At 69.5% G+C, this 22,935-nt stretch carries 22 protein-coding genes and 1 pseudogene; 15 read left to right on the forward strand and 8 right to left on the reverse strand.

Annotation, left to right across the window (positions count from 1 at the left end):
* Both MKK58_RS04825 and MKK58_RS04830 read right to left on the reverse strand, forming a co-directional pair.
* Positions 1 to 292 (reverse strand): annotated as a pseudogene (locus MKK58_RS04825) ((S)-ureidoglycine aminohydrolase); the annotation flags it as partial.
* A gap of 86 nt (positions 293 to 378) precedes the next feature.
* Positions 379 to 1,689, reverse strand: coding sequence for a dicarboxylate/amino acid:cation symporter (locus MKK58_RS04830; protein WP_243911028.1), 1,311 nt, complete (start codon positions 1,687 to 1,689; stop codon positions 379 to 381).
* A 201-nt stretch (positions 1,690 to 1,890) separates the two neighbouring features.
* On the opposite strand from MKK58_RS04830, the gene MKK58_RS04835 reads away from it, so the two are divergent.
* Positions 1,891 to 2,766, forward strand: a complete 876-nt coding sequence (locus MKK58_RS04835; RefSeq protein ID WP_243911159.1) for a LysR family transcriptional regulator — start codon at positions 1,891 to 1,893, stop codon at positions 2,764 to 2,766.
* Between the two features lie 10 nt (positions 2,767 to 2,776).
* Here MKK58_RS04835 and moaB read toward each other — a convergent pair whose 3' ends face one another.
* The 3 genes from moaB to MKK58_RS04850 all read right to left on the reverse strand — a co-directional run bounded on the left by moaB (position 2,777) and on the right by MKK58_RS04850 (position 5,328).
* Positions 2,777 to 3,334 (reverse strand): molybdenum cofactor biosynthesis protein B, encoded by a 558-nt coding sequence (gene moaB / locus MKK58_RS04840; RefSeq protein WP_243911029.1) that lies wholly within the window; start codon positions 3,332 to 3,334, stop codon positions 2,777 to 2,779.
* 82 nt (positions 3,335 to 3,416) lie between these two features.
* Positions 3,417 to 4,322, reverse strand: a complete 906-nt coding sequence (locus MKK58_RS04845) for a neutral zinc metallopeptidase (RefSeq protein ID WP_238282672.1) — start codon at positions 4,320 to 4,322, stop codon at positions 3,417 to 3,419.
* Between the two features lie 124 nt (positions 4,323 to 4,446).
* Positions 4,447 to 5,328 (reverse strand): uracil-DNA glycosylase family protein, encoded by an 882-nt coding sequence (locus MKK58_RS04850; protein ID WP_243911030.1) that lies wholly within the window; start codon positions 5,326 to 5,328, stop codon positions 4,447 to 4,449.
* A gap of 213 nt (positions 5,329 to 5,541) precedes the next feature.
* On the opposite strand from MKK58_RS04850, the gene MKK58_RS04855 reads away from it, so the two are divergent.
* The 3 genes from MKK58_RS04855 (at position 5,542) to MKK58_RS04865 (ending at position 10,190) form a co-directional block, all read left to right on the forward strand.
* Positions 5,542 to 7,203, forward strand: coding sequence for an electron transfer flavoprotein-ubiquinone oxidoreductase (locus MKK58_RS04855; RefSeq protein ID WP_243911031.1), 1,662 nt, complete (start codon positions 5,542 to 5,544; stop codon positions 7,201 to 7,203).
* Positions 7,204 to 7,343: 140 nt separating this feature from the next.
* A complete protein-coding gene (locus tag MKK58_RS04860; RefSeq protein WP_243911160.1) occupies positions 7,344 to 9,215 on the forward strand; it encodes a tetratricopeptide repeat protein in 1,872 nt (623 codons plus the stop codon).
* Positions 9,216 to 9,314: 99 nt separating this feature from the next.
* Positions 9,315 to 10,190 (forward strand): 4-(cytidine 5'-diphospho)-2-C-methyl-D-erythritol kinase, encoded by an 876-nt coding sequence (locus MKK58_RS04865; protein WP_243911032.1) that lies wholly within the window; start codon positions 9,315 to 9,317, stop codon positions 10,188 to 10,190.
* A gap of 61 nt (positions 10,191 to 10,251) precedes the next feature.
* Here the strand turns inward: MKK58_RS04865 and MKK58_RS04870 are convergent, their stop codons facing one another.
* Entirely contained in the window at positions 10,252 to 11,271 is a 1,020-nt protein-coding gene (locus MKK58_RS04870) for a polyprenyl synthetase family protein (RefSeq protein ID WP_243911033.1), read from the reverse strand.
* 179 nt (positions 11,272 to 11,450) lie between these two features.
* On the opposite strand from MKK58_RS04870, the gene MKK58_RS04875 reads away from it, so the two are divergent.
* Together MKK58_RS04875 and MKK58_RS04880 are read left to right on the forward strand one after the other, a co-directional pair.
* Positions 11,451 to 11,675, forward strand: coding sequence for a DUF2007 domain-containing protein (locus MKK58_RS04875; RefSeq protein ID WP_243911034.1), 225 nt, complete (start codon positions 11,451 to 11,453; stop codon positions 11,673 to 11,675).
* The gene (locus tag MKK58_RS04880) at positions 11,668 to 12,462 is read left to right on the forward strand and encodes a tRNA1(Val) (adenine(37)-N6)-methyltransferase (RefSeq protein ID WP_243911035.1); all 795 of its coding nucleotides are present in this window, start codon (positions 11,668 to 11,670) and stop codon (positions 12,460 to 12,462) included. Before MKK58_RS04875 ends, MKK58_RS04880 begins: the two co-directional genes overlap by 8 nt.
* 52 nt (positions 12,463 to 12,514) lie before the next feature.
* Here the strand turns inward: MKK58_RS04880 and MKK58_RS04885 are convergent, their stop codons facing one another.
* Positions 12,515 to 12,838: a hypothetical protein gene (locus MKK58_RS04885; RefSeq protein WP_243911036.1), complete on the reverse strand. Its 324-nt coding sequence runs from the start codon at positions 12,836 to 12,838 to the stop codon at positions 12,515 to 12,517.
* Positions 12,839 to 13,024: 186 nt separating this feature from the next.
* Here MKK58_RS04885 and MKK58_RS04890 point away from each other — a divergent pair, with 186 nt between their 5' ends.
* Positions 13,025 to 13,891, forward strand: a complete 867-nt coding sequence (locus MKK58_RS04890) for a S49 family peptidase (RefSeq protein WP_243911037.1) — start codon at positions 13,025 to 13,027, stop codon at positions 13,889 to 13,891.
* Positions 13,892 to 13,895: 4 nt separating this feature from the next.
* On the opposite strand, the gene MKK58_RS04895 is transcribed toward MKK58_RS04890, so the two are convergent.
* Positions 13,896 to 14,135, reverse strand: coding sequence for a hypothetical protein (locus MKK58_RS04895; protein ID WP_243911038.1), 240 nt, complete (start codon positions 14,133 to 14,135; stop codon positions 13,896 to 13,898).
* Positions 14,136 to 14,698: 563 nt separating this feature from the next.
* On the opposite strand from MKK58_RS04895, the gene MKK58_RS04900 reads away from it, so the two are divergent.
* From MKK58_RS04900 to MKK58_RS04935, 8 genes are all read left to right on the forward strand, one after another.
* Positions 14,699 to 15,379 (forward strand): cysteine hydrolase family protein, encoded by a 681-nt coding sequence (locus MKK58_RS04900; RefSeq protein WP_243911039.1) that lies wholly within the window; start codon positions 14,699 to 14,701, stop codon positions 15,377 to 15,379.
* 84 nt (positions 15,380 to 15,463) lie between these two features.
* On the forward strand, positions 15,464 to 16,477 hold the full coding sequence (locus MKK58_RS04905) for an isopenicillin N synthase family dioxygenase (protein ID WP_243911040.1): 1,014 nt from the start codon (positions 15,464 to 15,466) through the stop codon (positions 16,475 to 16,477).
* A 5-nt stretch (positions 16,478 to 16,482) separates the two neighbouring features.
* Complete coding sequence (locus tag MKK58_RS04910; protein ID WP_243911161.1) at positions 16,483 to 16,869, forward strand: VOC family protein; 387 nt, start codon at positions 16,483 to 16,485, stop codon at positions 16,867 to 16,869.
* A gap of 89 nt (positions 16,870 to 16,958) precedes the next feature.
* Positions 16,959 to 18,044, forward strand: a complete 1,086-nt coding sequence (locus MKK58_RS04915; RefSeq protein WP_243911041.1) for a BMP family ABC transporter substrate-binding protein — start codon at positions 16,959 to 16,961, stop codon at positions 18,042 to 18,044.
* Between the two features lie 63 nt (positions 18,045 to 18,107).
* Positions 18,108 to 19,607 carry an ABC transporter ATP-binding protein gene (locus MKK58_RS04920; RefSeq protein WP_243911042.1) on the forward strand — a complete coding sequence of 500 codons (1,500 nt, stop codon included), beginning with the start codon at positions 18,108 to 18,110 and terminating at the stop codon, positions 19,605 to 19,607.
* A complete protein-coding gene (locus MKK58_RS04925; RefSeq protein WP_243911043.1) occupies positions 19,600 to 20,724 on the forward strand; it encodes an ABC transporter permease in 1,125 nt (374 codons plus the stop codon). Before MKK58_RS04920 ends, MKK58_RS04925 begins: the two co-directional genes overlap by 8 nt.
* A complete protein-coding gene (locus MKK58_RS04930) occupies positions 20,717 to 21,652 on the forward strand; it encodes an ABC transporter permease (RefSeq protein ID WP_243911044.1) in 936 nt (311 codons plus the stop codon). Before MKK58_RS04925 ends, MKK58_RS04930 begins: the two co-directional genes overlap by 8 nt.
* Before the next feature lie 365 nt (positions 21,653 to 22,017).
* Complete coding sequence (locus tag MKK58_RS04935; protein WP_243911045.1) at positions 22,018 to 22,923, forward strand: LysR family transcriptional regulator; 906 nt, start codon at positions 22,018 to 22,020, stop codon at positions 22,921 to 22,923.
* The last annotated feature ends 12 nt before the right edge of the window (positions 22,924 to 22,935 follow it).

Below are 22,935 nucleotides of genomic sequence, written 5' to 3' on the forward strand. Positions count from 1 at the left end.
CGACCACGAACAGCACGCCCTCGGCCTCCGGGTCGGGCTCCGGCGCCTCGCTGCCGCCGCCTTGCCCGACCTCCATCAGGTACTGCGCGAAGGTCTCGGAGAAGCCCGAGAGCGGGCGCGACAGCATCCAGGCGCGGGTGCTCTCCCAGAAGGGCAGCACCGAGGTGACGATGTCGCGCATCACGCCCTTCGGGATGACCGCGTAGGCCTCCGTGAACACGGCCCGGCCAGTCATCAGCGCGGTCTGGGGCGGCAGGCCGCCGCAGGGCGGGTTGTAGGGCGAGGCGGTCATCCGAGGGGCTCCGTGTCGGGCGGGCGGTGCGGAATGCCGGCGTGCGGCCGCTGAACCGCGCGGGGTCGGGCGTCGTGGTCCCGCCGTCAGGCCGAATGCGGTTCGACGCTCGGCGCGTCGAGGATCGCGGCGGTGTCGGTCGTGCCGTGGCCGTCGAGGACGCGGTGAGCCTGCGCCCGGTCGATGTCGCCCTCCCAGGCGGCGATCACCACCGTGGCCACGCAATTGCCGATCAGGTTGCCCAGCGCCCGGGCGATGCCGACGAACCAGTCGATCGACAGCACGAGCACCAGTCCGATGACGGGAATCTCCGGGACCGCCGACAGGGTTGCGGCCAGCACCACGATGGCCGAGCCGGGGACGCCGTGGGCGCCTTTCGAGGTGAGAAGCGCGATGCCGAGGATCAGCATCAGGTGGCCGAAGGAGAGGTCCGTGTTGGTGGCCTGGGCGATGAAGACCGTGGCGAGGGTCAGGTAGAGCGAGAAGGCATCGAGGTTGAACGAATACCCGGTCGGGATCACGAGGCCGACGGTCGAGTCCTTGATGCCGAGTCGCTCCAGCTTGCGCATGACCTGCGGCAGCACGCAGTCCGAGGAGGCGGTGCCGGCCACGACCGTCAGTTCCTCGCGCAGGTAGGCGAGAAGCTTGAGGATGCTGAAGCCCGCCAGCCGCAGGATGGTGCCGAGCACCACGAAGACGAAGAACGCGACGCCCGCGTAGAACAGCACCACCAGCATGCCGAGCTGCTTGAGCGAGCCGACGCCATACTTGCCCACCGTGAAGGCGACCGCACCGAGCACGCCGAGCGGCGCGAGCCGGACGATGAAGCCGATGATCTTGAACAGGACCTCGGTGATGCGCTCCAGGCTGTTGGCCAGGGGCTTGCCCTGTTCGCCCAGGAGCGAGAGGCCGGCGCCGAACAGGATCGCGAGGATCAGGACCTGGAGGATGTCGCCCTTGGCGAAGGCGTCGACGAAGGTGGTCGGAATGATCTTCATCAGGAAGTCGACGGTTCCGGTGACCTGGCCGACACGCTCGGTGTAACCGGCGATCGACTTCGCATCCAGGCTCGCCACGTCGACGTTCATCCCGTGCCCCGGTGCGAAGGCGTAGGCCAGGACGAGGCCAAGGATGAGCGCGAGCGTCGTCACCGCCTCGAAGTAGATCAGCGACTTGAGGCCGACGCGGCCGACCTTTTTCAGGTCGCCGGCTCCGACGATGCCGTGGACGACGACGCCGAAGACGAGGGGCGCGATCGCCATCTTGATCAGCTTGATGAAGCCGTCGCCGAGCGGCTTCAGCGTCACCGCGAAGTTCGGCCAGACCATGCCCAGGACGATGCCGAGGACGAGGGCGGCGACGACCTGCCCGAACAACGACGCGAAGAACCGCTGCATCACACCCCCCGTACGTCTGCGCGCCGTTCCATGCCCGACCGGCAGATTTGCCGACATGCAATCAGCGGACCCACCGCCCGCCAGATTTATCGTGCATGGCGACGAAACCCGGCAGGTCTCGGCGGCACCATGTTGCCAGGCAACTCAGACGTCAAATATTTCATATATTCCAATTGATATCTTTTGAGTATGGGTGGGATGATGGAGCTTCGGCATCTGCGCTACTTCGTTGCCGTCGCGCGGCACCTCAGCTTCACGGCGGCCGCCGAGAGCCTCGGTGTCGCCCAGCCGCCATTGAGCCAGCAGATCCGGGATCTCGAGGCGGAGGTCGGCACGGCGCTGTTCGAGCGGACGACGCGTCGCGTGGCGCTGACCCGGGCGGGCATCGACTTCCACGCCCAGGCGCTCGCCATCTTGGAGAAGTCCGGCGAGGCGATGGCGCGGGCGCGGGCCATCGGCGCCGGTGCTGCCGGCATCGTCAACGTCGGCCTGACGGGGTCGATGCTCGCCGGTCCTCTCGGTCGCGCCATACGCGACTTCGACATCGCCTATCCCGACGTCGATCTGCGCATTCACGAAATGTCGCCGGATCGGCAGATCGCGATGCTGAAGGCCGGACAGACCGACATCAGCTTCCTGCGCAGCCCACCCCCGGATGCCGACCTCGTCAGCGTGCGCGCCTGGCGCGAGACCGTGACCCTCGTGCTGCCCACAGGCCACAGCCTGGCGTCCACAGCCGTCATCGATCTCGCCGATTTGAGCCAGGAGCGGTTCGTGTTCCTGCGCCTCTCGGACTCGCTGTTCGCGAAATATCTCTGGGCGTGCTGCGTCGAGGCTGGGTTCATTCCGAACATCACGCACGAGGTCGTCGAAGCCGCCTCGTTGACCAGCCTCGTCGCGGCGGGCCTCGGCATCGCCATCATCCCGGAATTCGTCGCCCGGCTGGCGCATGCGGACGTGGTCTACCGACCGGTCGCCGGCAAGACCATCAGCGCCGACGTTCATGCACTCTGGGTGAGGGAGAGGGCCGGGCCGCTGATCGGCAACTTTCTGGCGCTGATTCGCGCCGAGGCCTGAGGTCGTATCGCTAGACCGGGATCGAGGCACCGCGGCGCAGGTGCTCGTCCAGGCGGGGCATGATCTCGACGAAGTTGCACGGACGGTGGCGGTAGTCGAGTTGTGCTGCGAGGATGCCGTCCCAGGCATCGCGGCAGGCGCCGGGCGAGCCCGGCAGCACGAAGATGTAGGTGGCGTTGGCGACCCCGGCGGTGGCGCGCGACTGCAGGGTCGAGGTGCCGATCTTGTCGTAGGAGATTCGATGGAACACCGCCGAGAAGCCGTCCATGCGCTTCTCGAACAGGGGCTCGATCGCCTCCGGCGTCACGTCGCGCCCGGTGAAACCGGTGCCGCCGGTGGTGATGACCACGTCCACCGCCGGGTCCCGGCTCCAGGCCTCGACCTGCCCACGGATCGCCGCGACCTCGTCGGGCACGATGGCGCGGGCGGCGAGCGCGTGGCCCGCCTCCTGGAGGCGCGTCACCAGCGTGTCGCCGGAGCGGTCGTCCTCCGCGCTGCGGGTGTCCGAGACCGTCAGCACTGCGATGGCGAGGGGGATGAACGCGCGGGTCTTGTCGAATGCGACCATGGGGGCGTGCCTTCAGCGGAGGGCCAGCGGGTGCGACCGATGCGGTTGCATCGATCGCGCCCCGCCAGCGGGAGGCGCGTCGTCAGTTGCGCGCCGCGCGGAACGTGTCGCAGGACTTCGTCTGGCCGCTGCGGTAGCCGGTCATGAACCAGCGCATGCGCTGCTCGGAGGAGCCGTGGGTGAAGGAATCCGGCACCGCATAGCCCTGGGACTGCTTCTGGAGCTTGTCGTCACCGATGGCGCTCGCCGCCTGCATGGCCTCCTCGATGTCGCCGGGCTCCAGGGCGTTGTACTTGTCGTTAGAGTTCTTGGCCCAGACGCCCGCGAGGCAATCGGCCATCAGCTCGACGCGCACGGAGAGCTGGTTCGACTCGGTCTTGCTGGACGCGGCCTGCTGCCGGCCCTGGACCTTGCCGAGGATGCCGAGCTCGTCCTGCACGTGGTGGCCGACCTCGTGCGCGATGACGTAGGCGTAGGCGAAGTCGCCCTTCACGCCGAACTTCTGCTCCATCTCCTTGAAGAAGGAGGTGTCGAGATAGACCTTCTTGTCGAGGGGGCAGTAGAACGGCCCCATCGCCGCCTGGGCCGATCCGCAGCCGCTGCGCGTGCCGCCCTGGTAGAGCACCATCGTGGTCGGCCGGTACTGGCGCCCGGTCTGGTTCGGCAGGACCTCCTTCCAGACGTCCTCGGTGTTTCCGAGGATCGCGGCGGCGAAGCGCCCGCTCTCGTCGGTGGGCTTGGTCTTGCGCTGGCTCTGCGTCTGCGGATCGACCTGCTCCTGGCGCTGGCGCCCGCCCCCGGTCATCTGCTCGGCCCCGCCGATCAGGATCGCGGGGTTGATGCCCGTCACCCAGCCGATGATGCACAGGATGACGATGGCACCGATGCCGAGGCCCCCGGCGCCGCCGCCCGGGAAACCGCCGCCACCGCCGCCTTCGCCGCGCCGATCCTCGACATTGTCCGAAGAGCGGAAATCTTCCCAGCGCATGATCTCGATACACCCTGTTCGGACGCGCGCCGCTCCACACGGGCGCGTGAAGTAAGTCGCAGGCGCGGGATACGGTTCCGCTTGGGCTCGCTCTCGAGCCGCGTCGGACGTGGCCCTAAACGCCTCAGGCCTTCCCGTCGAGGGCCGCGCGCAGGGTGCGGAAGTCCCGCCAGGCGAGGCGCTTCTGCAGGGGCTGGCGCAGGAGGTAGGCCGGATGCAGGGTCGCCAGCGCCCGGATCTCGCGGTCCCCCACCCGGTAGGGGAAGAAGCGCCCGCGCGCCTTGAGGATGCCGTCCTTGGTGCCGGTGATCGCCTGGGTCGCCGGGCTGCCGAGGCAGACGATGAGGTCGGGATCGGCGAGTTCGATCTGCCGCTCGATGAACGGCTTGCAGATCGAGACCTCCTGGGGTGTCGGGTTGCGGTTGCCCGGGGGGCGCCACGGCACGATGTTGGTGACGTAGGCGTTCGTACGGTCGAGGCCGACCGCCGCCATCATCCGGTCGAGGAGCTTGCCCGAGCGGCCCATGAAGGGCTTGCCGACGCGGTCCTCGTCGGCACCGGGCGCTTCGCCGATGAACATCAGCTTAGCCGCCGGATTTCCGTCGGCGAAGACGAGGTTCTTGGCGGTGAATTTGAGCGGGCAGCCGTCGAACCCGGCGAGCAACGCCTCGAGTTCCTCCAGGCTCTGCACGTCCTTGGCCCGCGCCCGTGCGTCGCCCGCCGCCTCGCCGGGCTTGGCCGAGGCCGACTGACCGAAGGTTCGCGCCGCGGCCGGGGCGGGCGGCGGGGGTGCGCCGCGCTGGGGCAGCTCCGTCCGAAAGGATTCGTCGCGGACGGCCGGCGCCGTTCGCTCGCGGGGCGGCGCGGCCGGCCGGGACGGCTCGGGCGCATCGGCTTCGGCGAAGCGGTCGTGCGGTGCCTCGTCGAGGAACAGGTCGAAGCCGGCCTCGACGTGGAAGTCGAGGTTCGCGATGAGATCCCGCTGCTGGTCGTCGCCCTGGCCCATGAGGGAGATGTGGCGCGTCGTGCGCCTGTGGACAACAGGGCCTGCGGCACCACGCACCACCTTTTGCCCCGCGCGATAGCGTCACCCTCGGGCGGCACGGGCGGTGTGTCGCTTGCCTTCCCAGGTTGGAATGGGTTGAGAGTGAACGCCAGACATGTGATCGCACGACGAAACAACCCGCGCGCAAGCGCGGACCCGACAGGAGGATGACGGATGGCGCTGCCCGAACGTGAGGCGATGGAATTCGACGTGGTGATCGTGGGCGCCGGTCCGGCCGGGCTCGCGACCGCCATCCGCCTCAAGCAGCTGGCGCCGGAGGTCAGCATCGTGGTGGTCGAGAAAGGCTCCGAGGTCGGCGCCCACATTCTCTCCGGAGCGGTCATCGATCCGTCGGGCCTCGACGGCCTGCTGCCGGGCTGGCGCGAGGACGCGAGCCGCCCGCTCAAGACCGCCGTCGAGCGCGACGAGTTCATGTTCCTGACCAAGAACAGCGGCGTGACCATGCCGAACCTGTTCTTTCCCAAGCTGATGTCGAACCACGGCAATTTCGTCGGCTCGCTCTCGAACGTGACGAAGTACCTCGGCGCCAAGGCCGAGGAGCTCGGCGTCGAGATCTATCCGGGCTTCCCGGCCTCGGAAGTGCTCTACGACGCGGCCGGCGCCGTGGTCGGCGTCGCGACCGGCGACCTCGGCATCGGCAAGTCCGGTGAGCCGCGCGACGACTACACCCGCGGCATGGAGCTGCGCGCCAAGTACACGGTCTTCGGTGAGGGCGCGCGGGGATCGCTGACCAAGACGCTGATCGACCGCTTCAAGCTCAACGCCCACAGCGATCACCAGAAGTATGGGCTCGGCGTCAAGGAGCTTTGGCAGCTTGCGCCCGACCGGTTCCAGGCCGGCCTTGTTCAGCACACCATGGGCTGGCCCCTGCCCAACAAGGCCGGCGGCGGCTCCTGGCTCTACCATTTCGACGACGGCCTGCTCTCGGTCGGCTTCGTCACGCACCTGAACTACGAGAACCCGACCCTGTCGCCGTTCGAGGAGTTCCAGCGCTTCAAGACGCACCCGATGATCCGCGAGACCTTCGAGGGGGCCAAGCGCATCGGCTACGGGGCGCGGGCCATCATGGAGGGTGGCTGGCAATCGGTGCCGAAGCTTGTCTTCCCGGGCGGCTGCCTCGTGGGCGATTCCGCCGGCTTCGTGAACGTGCCGCGCATCAAGGGCTCGCACAACGCGGTGCTCTCCGGCATGCAGGCGGCCCAGGCCCTCGCGCAGGCCCTCGAATCGGGGCGCCAGGGCGACGAACTGACCGTCTACGAGAACGGCTGGCGCGACAGCGCAATTGGCCAGGATCTCAAGCGGGTCCGCAACGTCAAGCCGCTCTGGTCGCGCTACGGCACCCTGATCGGCGTCGGGCTGGGCGGCCTCGACATGTGGTCGAACACGATCCTGGAGGCCTCGCCCTTCGGCACGCTCAAGCACGGTAAGCCCGATCACGCGACGCTCAAGCCCCTCGCGGAGGTGAAGCCGATCGTCTACCCGAAGCCCGACGGCAAGCTGACCTTCGACCGGCTCTCCTCAGTCTATCTCTCGAACACCAACCACGAGGAGGACCAGCCGGCCCACCTCAAGGTCAAGAACCCGGACCTGCAGAAGGCCTCCGAGCACGACGTCTTCGGCGGGCCCTCGGCCCGTTACTGCCCGGCCGGCGTCTACGAGTGGGTGGCCGATACGGGCGCCAGCGACGGCGTGCGTTACCAGATCAACGCCCAGAACTGCGTCCACTGCAAGACGTGCGACATCAAGGACCCGAACCAGAACATCAACTGGGAGACCCCGGAGGGGCCGGGCGGACCGAACTACCCCAACATGTGAGCACGGATTCCACGGTCCCGGATGGCGGGCGCGGCCTGCCATCCTTATGCCTTGCGAGGATGGCGGTAAGAGTCCAGTGTCCCGCCCCAATCGAGCCTGGCCCCCGCGGGGGCGGCGCGCAGGAGCCGTGATCGGTGCCCATGAACGGAAACGCCAAGACCTCCGAGATTTCCAGGACTTCTCGGGCCGGACGCCGGGCCTTCCCGGCCCTCGCCCTCCTTCTCGCCGCGGCCCTGCCCGTGCAGGCGGCCCAGAACCGGGAATCGGCGCCGGTCAACGAGTACGAGCCGGCGGAATCCCTGGAGGGCAACTTCCTGGCCGCTTACATCGCCGGTGCCTCCAAGGACACGGCGGCGGCGGCGAGCTTCTACCGCGAGGCCGTCAAGGCCGACCCGCGCAACGCCGAACTGCTGGAGCGCGCCTTCGTGTCGCTGCTCGCGGACGGCTCCCTGCCGGACGCCTTCCGGGCCGCCGAGCGCCTGACGAGCCGCGACGGCTCGAACGGACTCGCCCAACTCGCCCTCGGCGTGCGCCAGATCAAGGCGGGGCAGTTCGCCCAGGCCCGCCAGAACTTCGCCCGTAGCGGCCGGGGGGCGGCCGCCGACCTCACCGGGACGCTCCTGACCGCCTGGGCCTTCGCCGGCGCCAATGACGGCAAGCGCGCCCTCGACACGGTCAACAAGCTCAAAGGCGAGCGCTACTACAACACCTTCCGGGACTTCCATGCCGGGCTGATCGCCAGCCTCGTGGGCGACCAGGCCGAGGCCGAGCGCCGCCTCAAGGCCGCCTACGACGCCGACCGCAATACCCTGCGCATCGTCGACGCCTACGCGCGTTTCGAGGCCCAGGCCGGGCGCACCGACCTCGCGATCCAGGCCTATACCGAGTTCGACAAGCTGCTGCCGCGCCACCCCATCGTGCGCGACGCCCTGACCAAACTGAAGGAGGGCAAGCCGCTCGCGCGCCTCGTCAACTCCGCCCAGGAGGGTGCCGGCGAGGTGCTGTACGGCCTCGGCGCGGCGGGCTCGACGCAAGGCGACGAACTGCCGGCCATCGTCTACCTGCGTCTGGCCCTCTACCTCGCCCCCGAGCATGCGCTGGCTCGCCTGACGCTCGCCGACATCCTGGACCGGATGAAGCAGACGGACCGGGCCAACGAGGCTTACGCGCAGATCCCGACCGCCTCGCCCTTGCGCCTCAACGCCGACGTCCAGATCGGCCTGAACCTCGAGCAGATGGGCAAGGGCGACGAGGCCATCGCGCATCTCGACGCCGCCATGAAGGCGCATCCGGACGACATCGACATCATCTCGGCGCTCGGCAACGTGCAGCGCTCGCGCAAGAAGTACGAGGAAGCGGCCGAGACCTACAGCCGCGCCATCGCGCTAATCGGCGACCGCCCGGCCTCGAATTACTGGACCACGTTCTACTTCCGTGGCACCGCCTACGAGCGGGCCAAGCAATGGCCCAAGGCCGAGGCCGACCTGAAGAAGGCCCTCGAGCTCGTGCCCGCGAGCCAGCCCGGCGCCCGGGCCCAGGTGCTGAACTACCTGGCCTATTCCTGGGTCGACCAGAACATGAACATCGACGAGGCCTTCACCATGTTGAAGCAGGCCGTCGATGCGGCCCCGCGCGACGGCATGATCATCGACAGCTTGGGCTGGGCCTATTTCCGCCTCGGCCGCTGGGACGATGCCGTGCGCGAGCTGGAGAAGGCGATCGAGCTGAAGCCCGGCGACCCGACCATCAACGACCACCTCGGCGACGCCTACTGGCGGGCCGGGCGGCGCCTGGAGGGCAAGTTCCAGTGGCAGCACGCCAAGGACCTGAACCCCGAGCCCGAGGATCTCGAGAAGATCAACGCCAAACTCAAGGACGGCCTACCCGAACTCGAGAAGCCGGCGGCCACCGCCGAGAACCCGCCCGAGGCCACGGTCAACCCGGAACTGCCGAAGGGCGCGCCAGCCCCGAACGAGCCGCCGGGCGCCGCAGACAAGAAGAGCGGCGGCTAAGCCCGCCAAGAAACTCGGCGAGTTCGTTCGAGGCTTGACGTGCCGCGCGGTGCGGGGCCAGACCGGCCCCGCATTCCGTCCGTCGAGCCCCGAGAAACCGTGTCCCTCCTCGTCACCCGCGCGCCGGCCAAGATCAACCTGACCCTCCACGTGCTCGGGCGACGGGCGGGCGACGGCTACCACGAGTTGGAAAGCCTCGTGGTCTTCACCGGCGCGGGGGATACCCTGACCCTGGTGCCCGGGCCCGGCCTGACCCTCACGGTCTCGGGCCCCACCGCCGGCCCGGCCGGACCCCTCGACGACAACCTCGTGATCCGCGCCGCGCGTCACCTTGCGCGGCTGCGTCCCGGCCTCGCGCACGGCGCCTTCCACCTCGTCAAGCGCCTGCCCGTCGCGGCCGGCATCGGCGGGGGTTCGTCGGATGCCGCCGCCGCACTGCGGCTTCTCGGCCGCCTCAACGGCATCGCCCCGGACGCCCCGGACCTGCTCACCGCTGCCCGCGCCACCGGCGCCGACGTTCCGGTCTGCCTCGATCCCCGGGCCCGCATGATGCTGGGTGCCGGCGAGAGCATCGGCCCGGCCCTGGGGCTGGCACCGCTCCCGGCGATCCTGATCAATCCGGGGGTCCCGGTCGAGACGGCGCCGGTCTTCCGCGCCCTGGGGCTCACCGTCGGCGCGCGCCATCCGGGCGCCTCTCACCCGGAGATCGCGGCTAGTACGGACGCCGCGACGCTGCTCCGCACCCTGCTGCCCACCCGCAACGACCTCGAGGCGCCGGCCCTCACCGTCGCCCCCGTGATCGCCGACGCCCTCGGGGCGCTGCGCGACCGGCCCGGCTGCCGCCTGGCTCGCATGTCGGGGTCCGGCGCCACGGTGTTCGGGCTGTTCGGAAGTCGCTCGGAGGCGGCACGCGCCGCCCGCAGCCTCAGGGCCGCGCATCCGCGCTGGTGGGTCGCCTCCGCCATCCTGCGCTGATTCCGCGCCTGCGCGGAACGTGATGAGGAGGCCGCCGCGCGATCGGCGCGCTGGCCCTCATTCAGTGCGCTCGCGCGATGCAGAAATCCACGACCTGGAGCAGGGCCTGCTTCATCGGGCTCGTGGGGAATGGCGCGAGGGCCGCACGGGCCCGGTCGCCGTAGTGGCGGGCGCGTGCCATCGTCTCTTCGAGGGCGCCGTGTCGGCGCAGGATCGCTCGGGCGGTGTCGAGGTCCTCCGGATTGACCTCTCCGGCTTCAAGGGTGCGCTTCCAGAATCCGCGCTCGGTCTCGCTGGCGCGCCGGACCGCGAGCACGATCGGCAGCGTGATCTTGCCCTCGCGGAAATCGTCGCCGACATTCTTGCCGAGGCTGTCGCTGGTGCCGCCGTAATCGAGCACGTCGTCGATGAGCTGAAAGGCGATGCCGAGATTCATGCCGTAGGCGCGACAGGCGGCCTGCTCGGCCTCCGGCCGGGCCGCGAGGACCGGTCCGACCTCGCAGGCGGCAGCGAAGAGTTCTGCCGTCTTGGCGCTGATCACCGCGAGGTACTCGTCCTCGCTGGTCCCGGTGTTCTTCGCCGCAGTGAGCTGCATCACCTCGCCCTCGGCGATGATGGTGGCGGCGGCCGAAAGGATATCGAGGGCCTTCAGGGAGCCGACCTCGACCATCATGCGGAAGGCCTGGCCGAGGAGGAAATCGCCGACCAGCACGCTGGCCTCGTTGCCCCACTTGATGCGGGCCGCGACCTTGCCACGGCGCATGTCGCTTTCGTCCACGACGTCATCGTGCAGGAGCGTGGCGGTGTGCATGAACTCGACGCTGGCGGCGAGCTTGACGGCTCCGTCGCCCGCATAATCACAGAGGTCGGCGGTTGCGAGCGTCAGGATCGGCCGCAGGCGCTTGCCGCCCGACGAGATGAGGTGGTTGGCCACCTCCGGGATCATCTGGACCTCGGAGCCGGTCCGGGACAGGATCGTGGCGTTGACCCGCTCCATGCCGCCGGCCACCAGGGCGACGAGGTCTGCCAGGCTCGCCTCCGGGTCGGGGCTGCTCTCATCGATCGGAACTACGACGCCCAAAACCGCGCGGCCTCCACATCCCACGGCGCCACCGGGCGCCTCACGACCCTACAAACTCTGCGGCACCCCATCGCATGCGCCCGGGGGCGCTGCAACACACACCATGCCGCAAGGTATACGCGCGGCCACCCCGCCGCGACGCGCTTAAGGCCGGCGCGCGCACCCGAGGACGAGGATTCATGAACGAGTTGATCCGCAGCAACGACCTCGTCCTGATCGGCTTCGCGCAGTCGCTCCTGGAGGGGGCCGACATCCCTGTCCTGGTGGCGGACCAGCACATGAGCCTCCTCGAAGGCTCCATCGGCGCCTTCGCCCGGCGCATCCTGGTGCCGCGCGATCACGCGCCCCAGGCGCGCCGGCTCCTGCGGGATGCAGGCCTCGCCGCGGAACTGCGCGATGCCTGAGGCCGAAGGCGAGCCGCCCGAGAGCGAAAACGGCGAGAGAGCGGATCTCTGGCTCGGCGGGAGCCTGCGGCTATACCAGCCTCCGCGCGGTGCGCACCGGGCCGGGACCGACGCGGTGCTCCTCGCCGGCCTGTTCGCCCCGCCCCCGGACGCGGTGATCTGCGATGTCGGCGCCGGGACCGGTGCGGTCGGCCTCGCGGCGGCCCGGCGGGCGCCCGGGGCCCGGCTGGTCCTCGTGGAGCGCGACCCGGACCTCGCTGCCCGTGCCCGGCGAAACGCCGCGCTGAACGACCTCGCCGAGCGGACCACGATCCTCGTGGCCGATGTCCTCGCTCCGGGGGCGGCGCGGCGCGCGGCGGGGCTCGTTCCCGACCTCGCGGACATCGTCCTGACGAACCCGCCGTTTTTCGAGCGCGGGACCTACCGGGCCTCACCGGTGGCCGGAAAGGCGGATGCGCACGGTTTCGCCGAGGGGGGCCTCACATCCTGGCTGCGCACCTGCGTCGACATTCTGCGGCCGAAGGGGCGCCTCGGCCTGATCCATCGGGCGGATGCCTTGCCCGCCTGCCTCGACGCCCTGCGCGGGCGCTTCGGGGCAGTCGCGGTGCGGCCGGTCCATGCCAGGGCCGATGAGCCGGCGATCCGCATCCTCGTCACCGCCCGCAAGGGCAGCCGCGCGCCCTTCGTCCTGCGTCCGGCCCTGATCCTGCACGAGGCCTCCGGCCGGTTCACGCCCGCCGCCGAGGCGCTGCACGCCGGACGCGGCTGGATCGATCCATCGCCCTGACGGGTGGTGGTGGGGGAGGGCGCGCCGGAGCCGCCCTCCCGCCGTCTCGCGCTCAGTAGAAGATGCGCGCGCGGTGCGGGCGGTGCCAGCCGTAATGCCGGTGTCCCCAGCCGTGATGGCGCCGCCAATGGTGGCGGTGGTGCCAGTGATGACGGCGATGCCAGTGGCGCCGGTGGTGCCAGTGCCGGTGGCGGTGCCAGTGGCGGCGGTGCCAGTGCCGACGGTGATGGTGCCACCGAGCCTGCTCGACGAGGTTCGTCGATCCGGCGGATTCGACGGTCGCCACCGGCAGCGGGGCCGCCTGGGTCGCCGCTCCCAGTCCGATCGCGCCGCTCACGACGCCGAGGGCGATGATCATCCAACGCAAGACGCGCATGGTTCCTGAGCCTCCCTTTCGTTGCTACGGCCCGCATGGGCCCCGCGCGTCGCACCGATGCGACCGCGTGTGCTGGAACGGCGATGCTGGCAAAATGGTTCGCCCGGTCCCAGATCACGCTCACGATCTCCCCCGACGCCACGGCACGCCGTGTCTCGCGTCGGCCCGCTCCGTGAACGAGACCCCATGCCCCTTTCCCTGCCCGCACGCCTGCGCAACCTGCTGCCGCGACGCTGGCGAACCAAGCGCCCGCGCGTCGCCGTGCTGCGCCTCAGCGGTGCCATCGGGGCGGTCTCGCCTCTGCGGGCGGGGCTTTCCATCGGCGGATTGGCAGGCAGTCTGGAGCGGGCCTTCGGCATGCCGGGCATCGCCGCGGTGGCGCTGATCATCAATTCGCCGGGCGGCTCGCCGGCCCAGTCGCACCTCATCCACCGCCGCATCCGGGCGCTCGCGGCGGAGAAGGACCTGCCCGTGCTGGCCTTCGTGGAAGATGTGGCGGCTTCGGGCGGCTACATGATCGCCTGCGCGGCCGACGAGATCATCGCCGACCCGATGTCGCTCGTCGGCTCCATCGGTGTCGTCTCGGCCGGCTTCGGCTTCGATCGGTTGATCGAGCGCATCGGCGTGGAGCGCCGGGTCCACACCCAGGGCGAGGCCAAGGGGATGCTCGACCCCTTCCGCCCGGAGGACCCGGCGGACGTGGCCCGCCTGAAGGTGATCCAGGCCGACGTGCAGGCCCTGTTTACGGCCCTCGTCAGCGAGCGGCGCCCGAAGATGGCGCCGAACGGCGAGAACCTGTTTACCGGCGCGGTCTGGACCGGGCAGCAGGGCGTGCCCCTCGGCCTCGTCGATGCGCTCGGCGACGCCCGTTCCACCCTGCGGGCGCGCTACGGCGACAAAGTCGAGTTGGTGCTGGTGGCGGAGAAGAAGGGCTCGCTCGTGGCGCGCCTGCTGCGCAGGGCGACGCCCGGCGGACTCGATGCCGGCGGCGTCGCGGGCGAAGTGCTCGGGGCGATCGAGGCGCGCGCCGCCTTCGCCCGCTATGGCCTGTGAGGGCTCAGCGTGAACAGGCTTCCGTGCCGTAGCCGGCGTAGACCACTCGGACCTTGCGGGTGCATGTCTCGGCCGGGACGGGAGCCGGCATGGCCACGACCTCGATCGGAGTCACGGCGGCGGGCATGGCCACGGCATCCGAGTGATCGGGAGTCGCGAGCGCGTTGGACGCGCTGATGACGAGTGGCGTCGCGACGAGCGATGCTGCAACGAGCGCGGCGAAGACTGTGAACGTGGAGCGCATGGCCCGTTTTTCCAAATTGTCGACCGTCCCGCAGGACGACGAAAACCCCTTGATTGCCGGATAAACTTGGCTGCAAGCGAGACCGTTCCATCGCTTAACGGAATCGCGGCAAAATTGTGTGTGGCGCCGCACGCGTACGGCGCACGCCAGGGCAAGCGCTTGAAGGTTGCGGGTTCGGCTGGGGGGACGGGTGAGAAGGGATCGTCGCCATCCCCTGCAGCAGTTTTTCCAGGGACGGCCTGCCAGGGACGGCATGCCTTGTCGGGGATCGCGCAGATTGGCCAGTGCCGGTCACGGCCGCGAAGCACCTGCGAGCCATGCCGCGGGAAGTAGCCGCCAGCCGGAACTGAACGCGTCCCCGCTCGCGACTGCGAGCGAACAACGCGCCGCTCCAGACCGATGCCAGGAATGGCCTGCTGCCTGAAACGCCGTCGGTCTGACGCAAGATCGTGCGCCTTTGCCGAAGGTTGGCGCAGCTGGTCCGTTCAAGCCGCCGCGCAACGCCGGTACAGAATTGCCGAGGAACGGGTGCGGTCTCGGCGCCCGAAGCGCGGAGCAGCCCCATGCGAAGCTACGTCGACGGCAGGATGCAGGAACTCGGCGCGGCCTTTGCGCCCTTCTTCGACCCGCGCGCGACCGCGATCGTCTCCATCGACCTGCATCGCGGCCATCTCGACGACGATCCCGCCTGTCCGTGCCCGGCGCCGCGCGCCCGCGCCGTCGTGCCGGCGGTCGACGCCTTCCACCGCAGCGCGCGGGCGGCCGGCATCCGGATCATCCACGTCCGCAGCAAGCTGCGCCGGGGCGGTGTCGATGACGTCAACGGCCTGAAGGCCGCGTGGCGCCTCGTCTTCCCGCTTCATGTCGGCGAGATACCGAATTCCGACGCGCATGCGATCGAGGGCACCCATTGGAACGAGTTCGTCACCGAAGTCTTGGAGGACGATCTCATCGTCGAGACGAAGAAGAGGCTCTCGGCTTTCTATCCGACGGACCTCGACTTTCTCCTGCGGAACCTTGGTATCCGCACCGTCGTGTTCGATGGCTGCCTGATAGATTGCTGCGTCCTGAACTCGGCTTTCGACGCCTCGAACCTCGGATACCACGTGGTGGTCGCCGCAGACCTCGTCGCCGGTACCAGCGCGCCCCTCGAGGAGGCGGCCCTGCGCATCGTGGCCACCCATCTCGGGCTCGTGACCGATGCGTCCGAGATCATCGCGGGCTGGCGCGACCGAGCGGCGTAACGGGGTCGATGGCCGCGTGCGTCCAAGCTTGGCACGCTCGTTGCTGAGCGCTCTGGACCAGATGGTCAAACTTTGGATCGCTCCATGCCTCTGCTCCAAGTCCCCGTCATCGACCTCAGTCCCTATCGTGCGGGAACGCCCGAGGGCAAAGCCGCGGTGGCGGCGCAGGTCGATCAGGCCTGCCGCGACATCGGCTTCCTCGTGGTCTCCGGCCACGGCATCCCCGAGGATCTGATCGCCCGCACGCACGCGGTCTCGCAGGAATTCTTCGACCGGCCCCACGCCGAGAAGCTCGCCGTCGACCGGCCGGCGCCGGATCAGGTGAGGGGCTACAGCGCTGTCGGCGGGGAAGGCCTCTCCTTCAGCCTCGACGAGCCGACGCCGCCGGACATCAAGGAGTCCCTGTCCATCGGTCCGGTCGACGTGCCGGCGGACGATTCGTACTACACCAGCGAGGCCGCCGGCCCGCATTTCGCACCGAACGTCTGGCCCGGCGAGCCGGCGGCCCTGAAGACGGTCTGGAGCGACTACTTCCGCGCGGTCGATACCCTGGCCCGCGATCTCATGCGGATCTTCGCCCTCGGGCTGAAGCTCGACGAGACCTATTTCGATCCGACCATCGACAAGAACATCTCGATGATGCGCGTGCTGCGCTATCCGGCCCAGACCAGCGCACCGCTGCCCGGCCAGCTCCGCGCCGGCGCCCATTCCGACTACGGCAGCATGACGATCCTGCGCAAGGAACTTGGCGACAAGAGCCTGCAGGTGAAGAACAAGCTCGGCGAATGGGTCGACGTGCCGGTCATTCCCGGCACCTTCATCGTCAATATCGGTGACCTGATGCAGCAATGGACCAACGACACCTGGTCCTCGACGGTCCACCGGGTCGTCAATCCCGAATTCGGGTCGGAGGACAACGTCGATCGCCTCTCGATCGTGTTTTTCCATCAGCCGAACTACGATGCCGAGGTCGCTTGCCTGCCGACCTGCCAGGATGCCGAGCACCCGGCCAAGTACGCTCCCGTCTCCTCCGGCGATCACCTGCGCTCGAAATTCGTCAAGCAGACGACGTTCGGTAAAGGCGAAAAGGCGGCGTGAGCGGAATGGCCCGGCTCTCCTACGTCAACGTCTTCACGCGCGACCTCGATGCCTTGCCGGATTTCTACAAGGCCGTGTTCGGCTTCGCCGAGGTGGAGGCGATCCGCTCGCCGATCTTCCGCGGCCTCGATGCCGGCGGCACCTGCATCGGCTTCAATGCCGGGGTGGCCTACGGGTTGCTCGGCCTCGCCGACGAGGCCGAGACGCGGGGCGTCAAGTTCCTGCTGAATATCGACGTGGCGAGCCAGGCGGAGGTCGATGCCCTGGTGCCGAGGGCGCAGGCCGTCGGTGCGAGCCTGATCAAGCCGCCCTACCGCACCTACTACGACTGGTATCAGGCCGTCCTCAAGGACCCCGAAGGCAACGTCTTCCGGATCAACACCGTCCTGTGACGGGGGTGCGGGACCTCGCCCCGCGCCCCTGCATCCATCCATCGCCCGGCCGCCAGGGCCGGGCCCGCACCTCCCGGGGGTTTCGACGCATGTTCCGACCGTTCCTGACCACGTGCCTCGCCGCCGCGCTCGCCCTGTCGCCGGCCCTGCCGGTGCTGGCGGCGCCCTTCAAGCTGAAGGGCGAGCCCAAGGTCGCCATGGTGATCTTCGGACAGAAGAACGACGGTGGCTGGTCACAGGCCGCCGATGAGGCCCGCGTGAAGATGGAGGCGGGTCTGGGCATGAAGATCCCGGCGGTGGACGGCGTGAAGGAGAACGCCACCGCGATCCGGCCGGTGGTCGAACTCTTCATCAAGCGCGGCCACAACATCATCATCGGCACCGCCTTCGGCTATTCCGACACGTTCAAGGAGCTGTCGGAGAAGTATCCGGACGTCGCGTTCTTCAACCTGTCGGGCACCACCAATGGCCCGAACCTCGAATCGGTCTATGGCCGGACCTACGAGAGCCAGTATCTCTGCGGCATGGCCGCCGGGGCCGCCTCGAAGACCGGCAAGCTCGGGTTCGTGGCGGCCAACCCGTTCGGCGTGGTGAACTGGACGATCAGCGCCTACGAGCTCGGCGCCCGCAAGACGAACCCGAACGCCACGCTCAACGTGGTCTACACGGGCGCCTGGAACGACCCGGTCAAGGAGCGCGCGGCGGCCCAGGCGCTCGCCGAGCAGGGGGTCGACGTCCTGGGCCAGCACGTGGACACGCCCGCCACTCAGATCATCGCCCAGGAGCGCGGCATCCTTGGCACCGGCCACCACCGGGACATGCGCGAATTCGCGCCGAAGGCCACGATCTGCTCCTCGGTCTGGACCTGGGACAAGTTCTTCGTGCCGGAGATCAAGAAGGTCATCGCCGGCACCTGGGAGCCTGCGCCCTACGGTGCCTTCATCACCATCGCCGACGGCGGCACCGACATCGCCTGCTGCGGCACCGCGGTGCCCAAGGCCGCGGCCGAGGCGATCATGGCCGAGCGCGCGGCGATCATCGCGGGCAAGCACGTCTTTGCCGGTCCCCTCGAGGACCGCGAGGGCAAGCTGCGCGTGCCGGCCGGGCAGACCCTCAGCGATGCCGACCTCTGGAAGATGGATTGGTACGTGAAGGGCGTGACCACACAGAAATAGCGTCGGCCCGGCCGGGTCCGCGATCCGGTCGCCCTCATCCCCGATCCAGCGAGCGGTGCAGCGATGGCCATGGCCCTCGAACTCCTCGGCGTCTCGAAGGCCTTCGACGGCTTCCAGGCGCTCGCCAAGGCGAATTTCGCGGTGGAGGCCGGCGAGGTGCACGCGCTGCTGGGCGAGAACGGGGCCGGCAAGTCGACCCTCATGAACGTCGCGGCGGGGCTCTACAGGCCCGATCAGGGCCGCATCCGCGTGCGCGGACGCGAGGTCGACATCACCGGCCCGGTCGAGGCGAGGAGCCTCGGCATCGGCATGGTCCACCAGCACTACAAGCTCGTGAAGGCCTTCAACGCCGTCGAGAACATCCTGCTGGCACAGGGGGCGGCCCGCTACGGCACGGGTCTGGCCGAGGTCGAGGCCGCGATCCGTGCGCAGGGCGAGGCGGTGGGCTTCGCGGTCGACCTGAAACGGCCCGTGGGCAGCCTGTCGGTGGCCGAGCAGCAGCGCGTGGAGATCCTGAAGGTCCTGGTGGCGGGGGCCGGCATCCTGATCCTCGACGAGCCCACCGCCGTCCTGACCGACCGCGAGGCGGAGGCGCTCCTCGTGACGATGCGGGCCCTGGCGCGCCAGGGCGCGGCGATCGTCCTCGTCACGCACAAGCTCGGCGAGGTCCAGCGTCACGCCGACCGCGTCACCGTGATGCGCGGCGGCCGCATCGTGGCGAGCGCCGATCCTGCGAGCCTGTCGGCGGCCGAACTCACCACCCTGGTGGTGGGTGCCACCACGCCGCAGGAGCGCCAGCCGGCCATCCGCATCGGCGGCGCGGTGCTGAGTCTGCAGGGGCTCGTCGGCGCCCGCTCCGACGGCCTGCGCACCTTGAACGGCCTGACCCTGACGATCCGCTCCGGCGAGATCTACGGCATCGCCGGGGTCGGCGGGAACGGCCAGACCGAACTCGCCGAGATCCTCATGGGGGTGCGGCGCGCGCAGGACGGGCGCATCGTGCTCGCGGGCGACGACGTCACCGAAACCGGCCCGAAGCCGCGCCGGGCGCGGGGGCTGGCCGCGATTCCTGCCGACCGCCAGGCCTATGCGCTCGCCGGCGACCTCTCGCTCGCCGAAAACTATGCCGTGGGCGGTCTCGCCTCCGGGCGCTTCGGCGGCTGGTTGCGGGTGGACCGCGCCGCGATCCGCGCCCGGACCGAGGCCGCCATCGCGGCCTTCGACATCCGGGGCGCGCGCAGCACGCGCCAGAAGGCGAGCCTGCTGTCGGGCGGCAACGCGCAGAAGCTCGTCATCGCCCGCGAGTTCGCCGACAGCCCGCGCCTCGTCCTCGCCCACAGCCCGGCGCGCGGCCTCGACGTGCGGGCCACCGCCGACATCCACCGCCGCCTGCGCGAGGCCCGCGACGCGGGCGCGGGCGTGCTGCTGATCAGCGAGGATCTCGATGAGGTCATGTTCATGTCCGACCGCATCGGCGTGATGAGCCGGGGCACGATCGTGGGCGAATTCGAGACGCCCGCCGACCGCCAGGCCATCGGGGCCGCGATGGTGCACCATGCCTGAGGCGCTGCCCGTTCCCCTCCTGTCCGCCGCGCCCGAGCCCCCGCGGCGGGGCCGGCTCACCGTCGAGATCCGGCAGCACGCCACGGGCTGGCATCAGGGCCTCGTCCTCGCGGGTGGCCTCGCCCTGGGGATGGCACTCGCCACCGCGATCCTGCTCGCCTGCGGTGTCGGCCTGTCCGACTTGATCCAGGAATTCGTCGTCTCGGTGGTGAGCAGTCCGGCGAGCCTGTCGGCGGTTCTCATCCAGGCCGCACCCCTCGCCATCGTCGGGCTCGCGGCGGCCGTCGCTTTCCGCGTGCGGTTCTGGAACATCGGCATCGAGGGCCAGATGATCCTGGGTGCCGTCGCGGCGACCGCGGTGGCGATACACGATGTCGGGCCGGCTCCCTTGCGCCTCGTCCTGATGATGCTGGTGGCCGCGCTCGCCGGCATGGCCTGGGTGCTGGCGCCGGCCCTCCTGAAGATCCGCCTCGGCCTCAACGAGGTGATCTCGACGCTGCTCCTGAATTACGTCGCCTTCAACGGGCTGCTGCACCTGCTCTATGGGGCCTGGCGGGACCCGGCGAGCAGCTTCCCGAATTCGGAGCAGTACGAGGCCGCCGAGCGCCTCGGCGAACTCGGCTGGGAGAACCTGACCTGGGCGCTGCCCCTCGCCGGGCTCCTCACCGTGCTGTGCTGGTGGCTCCTGAACGTCAGCCGCTTCGGCTTCCTGTCGCGCGTGGCCGAAGCCAATCCGCGCCTCGGCGAGGGTCAGGGTTTGCCGATGACGCGGGTGATGCTCGCCGCCGCGCTGCTGTCGGGGGGGCTCGCGGGGATCGCCGGCTTTAGTATCTGCGCGGGCGTCGAGTACCGGATGACGCAGTCGTTCTTCAGCGGCTACGGCTTCTCCGGCATCCTCATCGCGTTCCTGGCCCGAAACAATCCGCTCGGCGCCTTCGTCACCGCCATCCTGGTGGGGGTGTTGTTCGTGGCCGGGCAGAGCCTCCAGGTCTTCTACGGAATCCCCGGCGCCATGGTGCAGCTCATCCAGGCGGTGATCGTGATCAGCGTCGCCGCCTCCGATTTCTTTGTCCGGCACCGGGTGCGCTGGGTGTCGGGAAGGCGTTCCGATGTCTGACTTCATCGTCAACTGGCTCGCAAACGTGCCGGCCTTCGCCTTGCCCTACGCGCTGGCCGCCCTCGGCCTGATCATCACCGAGAAGGCGGGCGTGCTCTCGCTGGGCGCGGAGGGGTTCCTGCTCGTCGGCGCCATGAGCGGGATCGGCGTCCTCCTGGGGATCGGCGATCACCCGGCCCTCGCGCTGGTGGTGGCCGCTTTCTCGGCGGCCCTTCTCTCGCTGGTCTACGCGCTCCTCGTGGTGACGCTGCGGGTGAACCAGGTCATCGGTGGCCTCGCCCTCGTCTTCCTCGCCCAGGGCATGACGGGCGTCATCGCCACCCGCGCGGGCTGGACCAATCGGCCGGTGGACGGGCTCCAGCCAGTCCCCCTCGGAGGCCTCGGCGAGGTTCCGGTCCTCGGGCCCATCCTGTTCCAGCACGACATCCTCGTCTTCGCCGCCGTGCCCCTGGTCGCGCTCGTCGCACATGTCCTCGGGCGCACGATGTTCGGCCTGCGCCTGCGGGCCGTGGGCGACGGCCCGGACGCGGCCGACGCCGCCGGCATCGGCGTCGCGGCGACCCGCTACGGCGCCATCGCGCTCGGCGCCGCCCTGGTCGGGTTGGCGGGAGGCTACCTGTCGGTCGGCGTGGCCAAGATCTGGGTCGAGGGCATGAGCGGCGGGCGCGGCTGGATCGCCGTGGCGCTGGTCATCTTCGCGCGCTGGCAGCCCTGGCGGGCGCTCGCCGGAGCGCTCCTGTTCGGGGGCATCGAGGCCTTGATTCCCCGGATCGCCGCCATCGGCGTCGCCCTGCCGCAATACCTCGTTCTGATGACGCCCTACCTCGCCACGCTCGCCGTGATGATCTGGATCTGCCTGCGCCACGACGGCACCAGCCTGGAGCCGCGAGCCCTCGGCATCGCCCATATGCGCGAGGAGCGGCGCTGAGGCACGAGCCGGTCGATCGACGAAGGGCATCAGGAGGCGCGAGGGATGATTCGCTCCGTCGCGGATCCTCAGGGTGACGATCCGCGCCTCCATCAGGCCGTACTTCTTATCCACCCAGGGCCACCACGCGGTGTCGCCGGCCGAGGAGACCAGGATGGTCTCGTCCTAGACCCCGGCGAGGTTCTGCACGTCGTCATGGGTCATCATGCCCCGGACGTCGAACTGGAAGGAGGCCGCCACGGTGACGGCGGGCTGCCCATGCGGATCTCCACGTCGAGCCCCGCCGTTCGTAGAGGCCGGCTGGCAAGCTCCCTGCACAAGTCCCTGGATCGTCGTTCCGCTTTCTCCTGTTCTGAGACCGACCGATGCTGCACCATCGCCTGCTCGGCTACCTCGACGAGGTCGCGCGCAGCGGCTCCATCCGCCAGGCGGCGACGCGCCTCAACGTCGCTTCCAGCGCGATCAACCGGCAGATTCTCGCCCTGGAGGCGGAGATGGGCACGCCGCTGTTCGAGCGCCTGCCGCGGGGTCTGCGCCTGACCGCCACCGGCGAGATCCTGCTCCGTCATGTTCGCGACACCCTCCAGGCCCACGAGCGCGTTCTCGCCCAGGCGGCTTCGTTGAAGGGCCTCACCCGCGGCGAGGTCACGATCGTCACCATGGCGAGCCTCGCAGCCGGTGTTCTCGCCGGGGTGATCCGGGAATTCCGTGAGACCAGCCCCGGCATCGTCATCAAGGTGCAGGTGGTCTCGGTCGACGACATCGTGGCGGCCCTGCTCTCCGGGGAGGCGGACCTGGCGCTGGCCTACAAGATGCCGCCCAATCCGCGCCTGCGCTGCCTGGCCGAGTTCGAGCACCATCTCGGCGCCGTCATGGCGCCGGACCATCCCCTGAACGGCCGTTTCCGGGTGCGGATGGCCGACTGCCTCGAATATCCCCTGGTCGTCGCCGACCGCTCCATGACCCTGCGCGAGGTGCTCGAGGTGCTGGTGCCGGACGGGGCCAGCTTCACGCCAGTGGTGGAGACGAATTCGATCGAGTTGATGAAGCGGCTCGCCCAGACCCCGCCGCACATCACCTTCGTGAACCTGTCGGATGTCGGCGAGGAGATCCGGCGCGGCGTGCTGGCCTTCACGCCGCTCAGCGACGCCCGCGCCATCACCCAGAAGGTGAGCCTCATGCAGCGCGCCCGCTCGCCCCTCGGCGGACCGGCCCACCTCGTCGCGGCTCGGATCGAGGCGGCCTTCGAGAAGTACAGCGCCGTCGATTGAGCGACCCTCCCC

Origin of the sequence: Methylobacterium sp. J-078 (assembly GCF_022829285.1) — a bacterium.
In the GTDB taxonomy this organism is placed as follows: Bacteria; Pseudomonadota; Alphaproteobacteria; order Rhizobiales; family Beijerinckiaceae; genus Methylobacterium.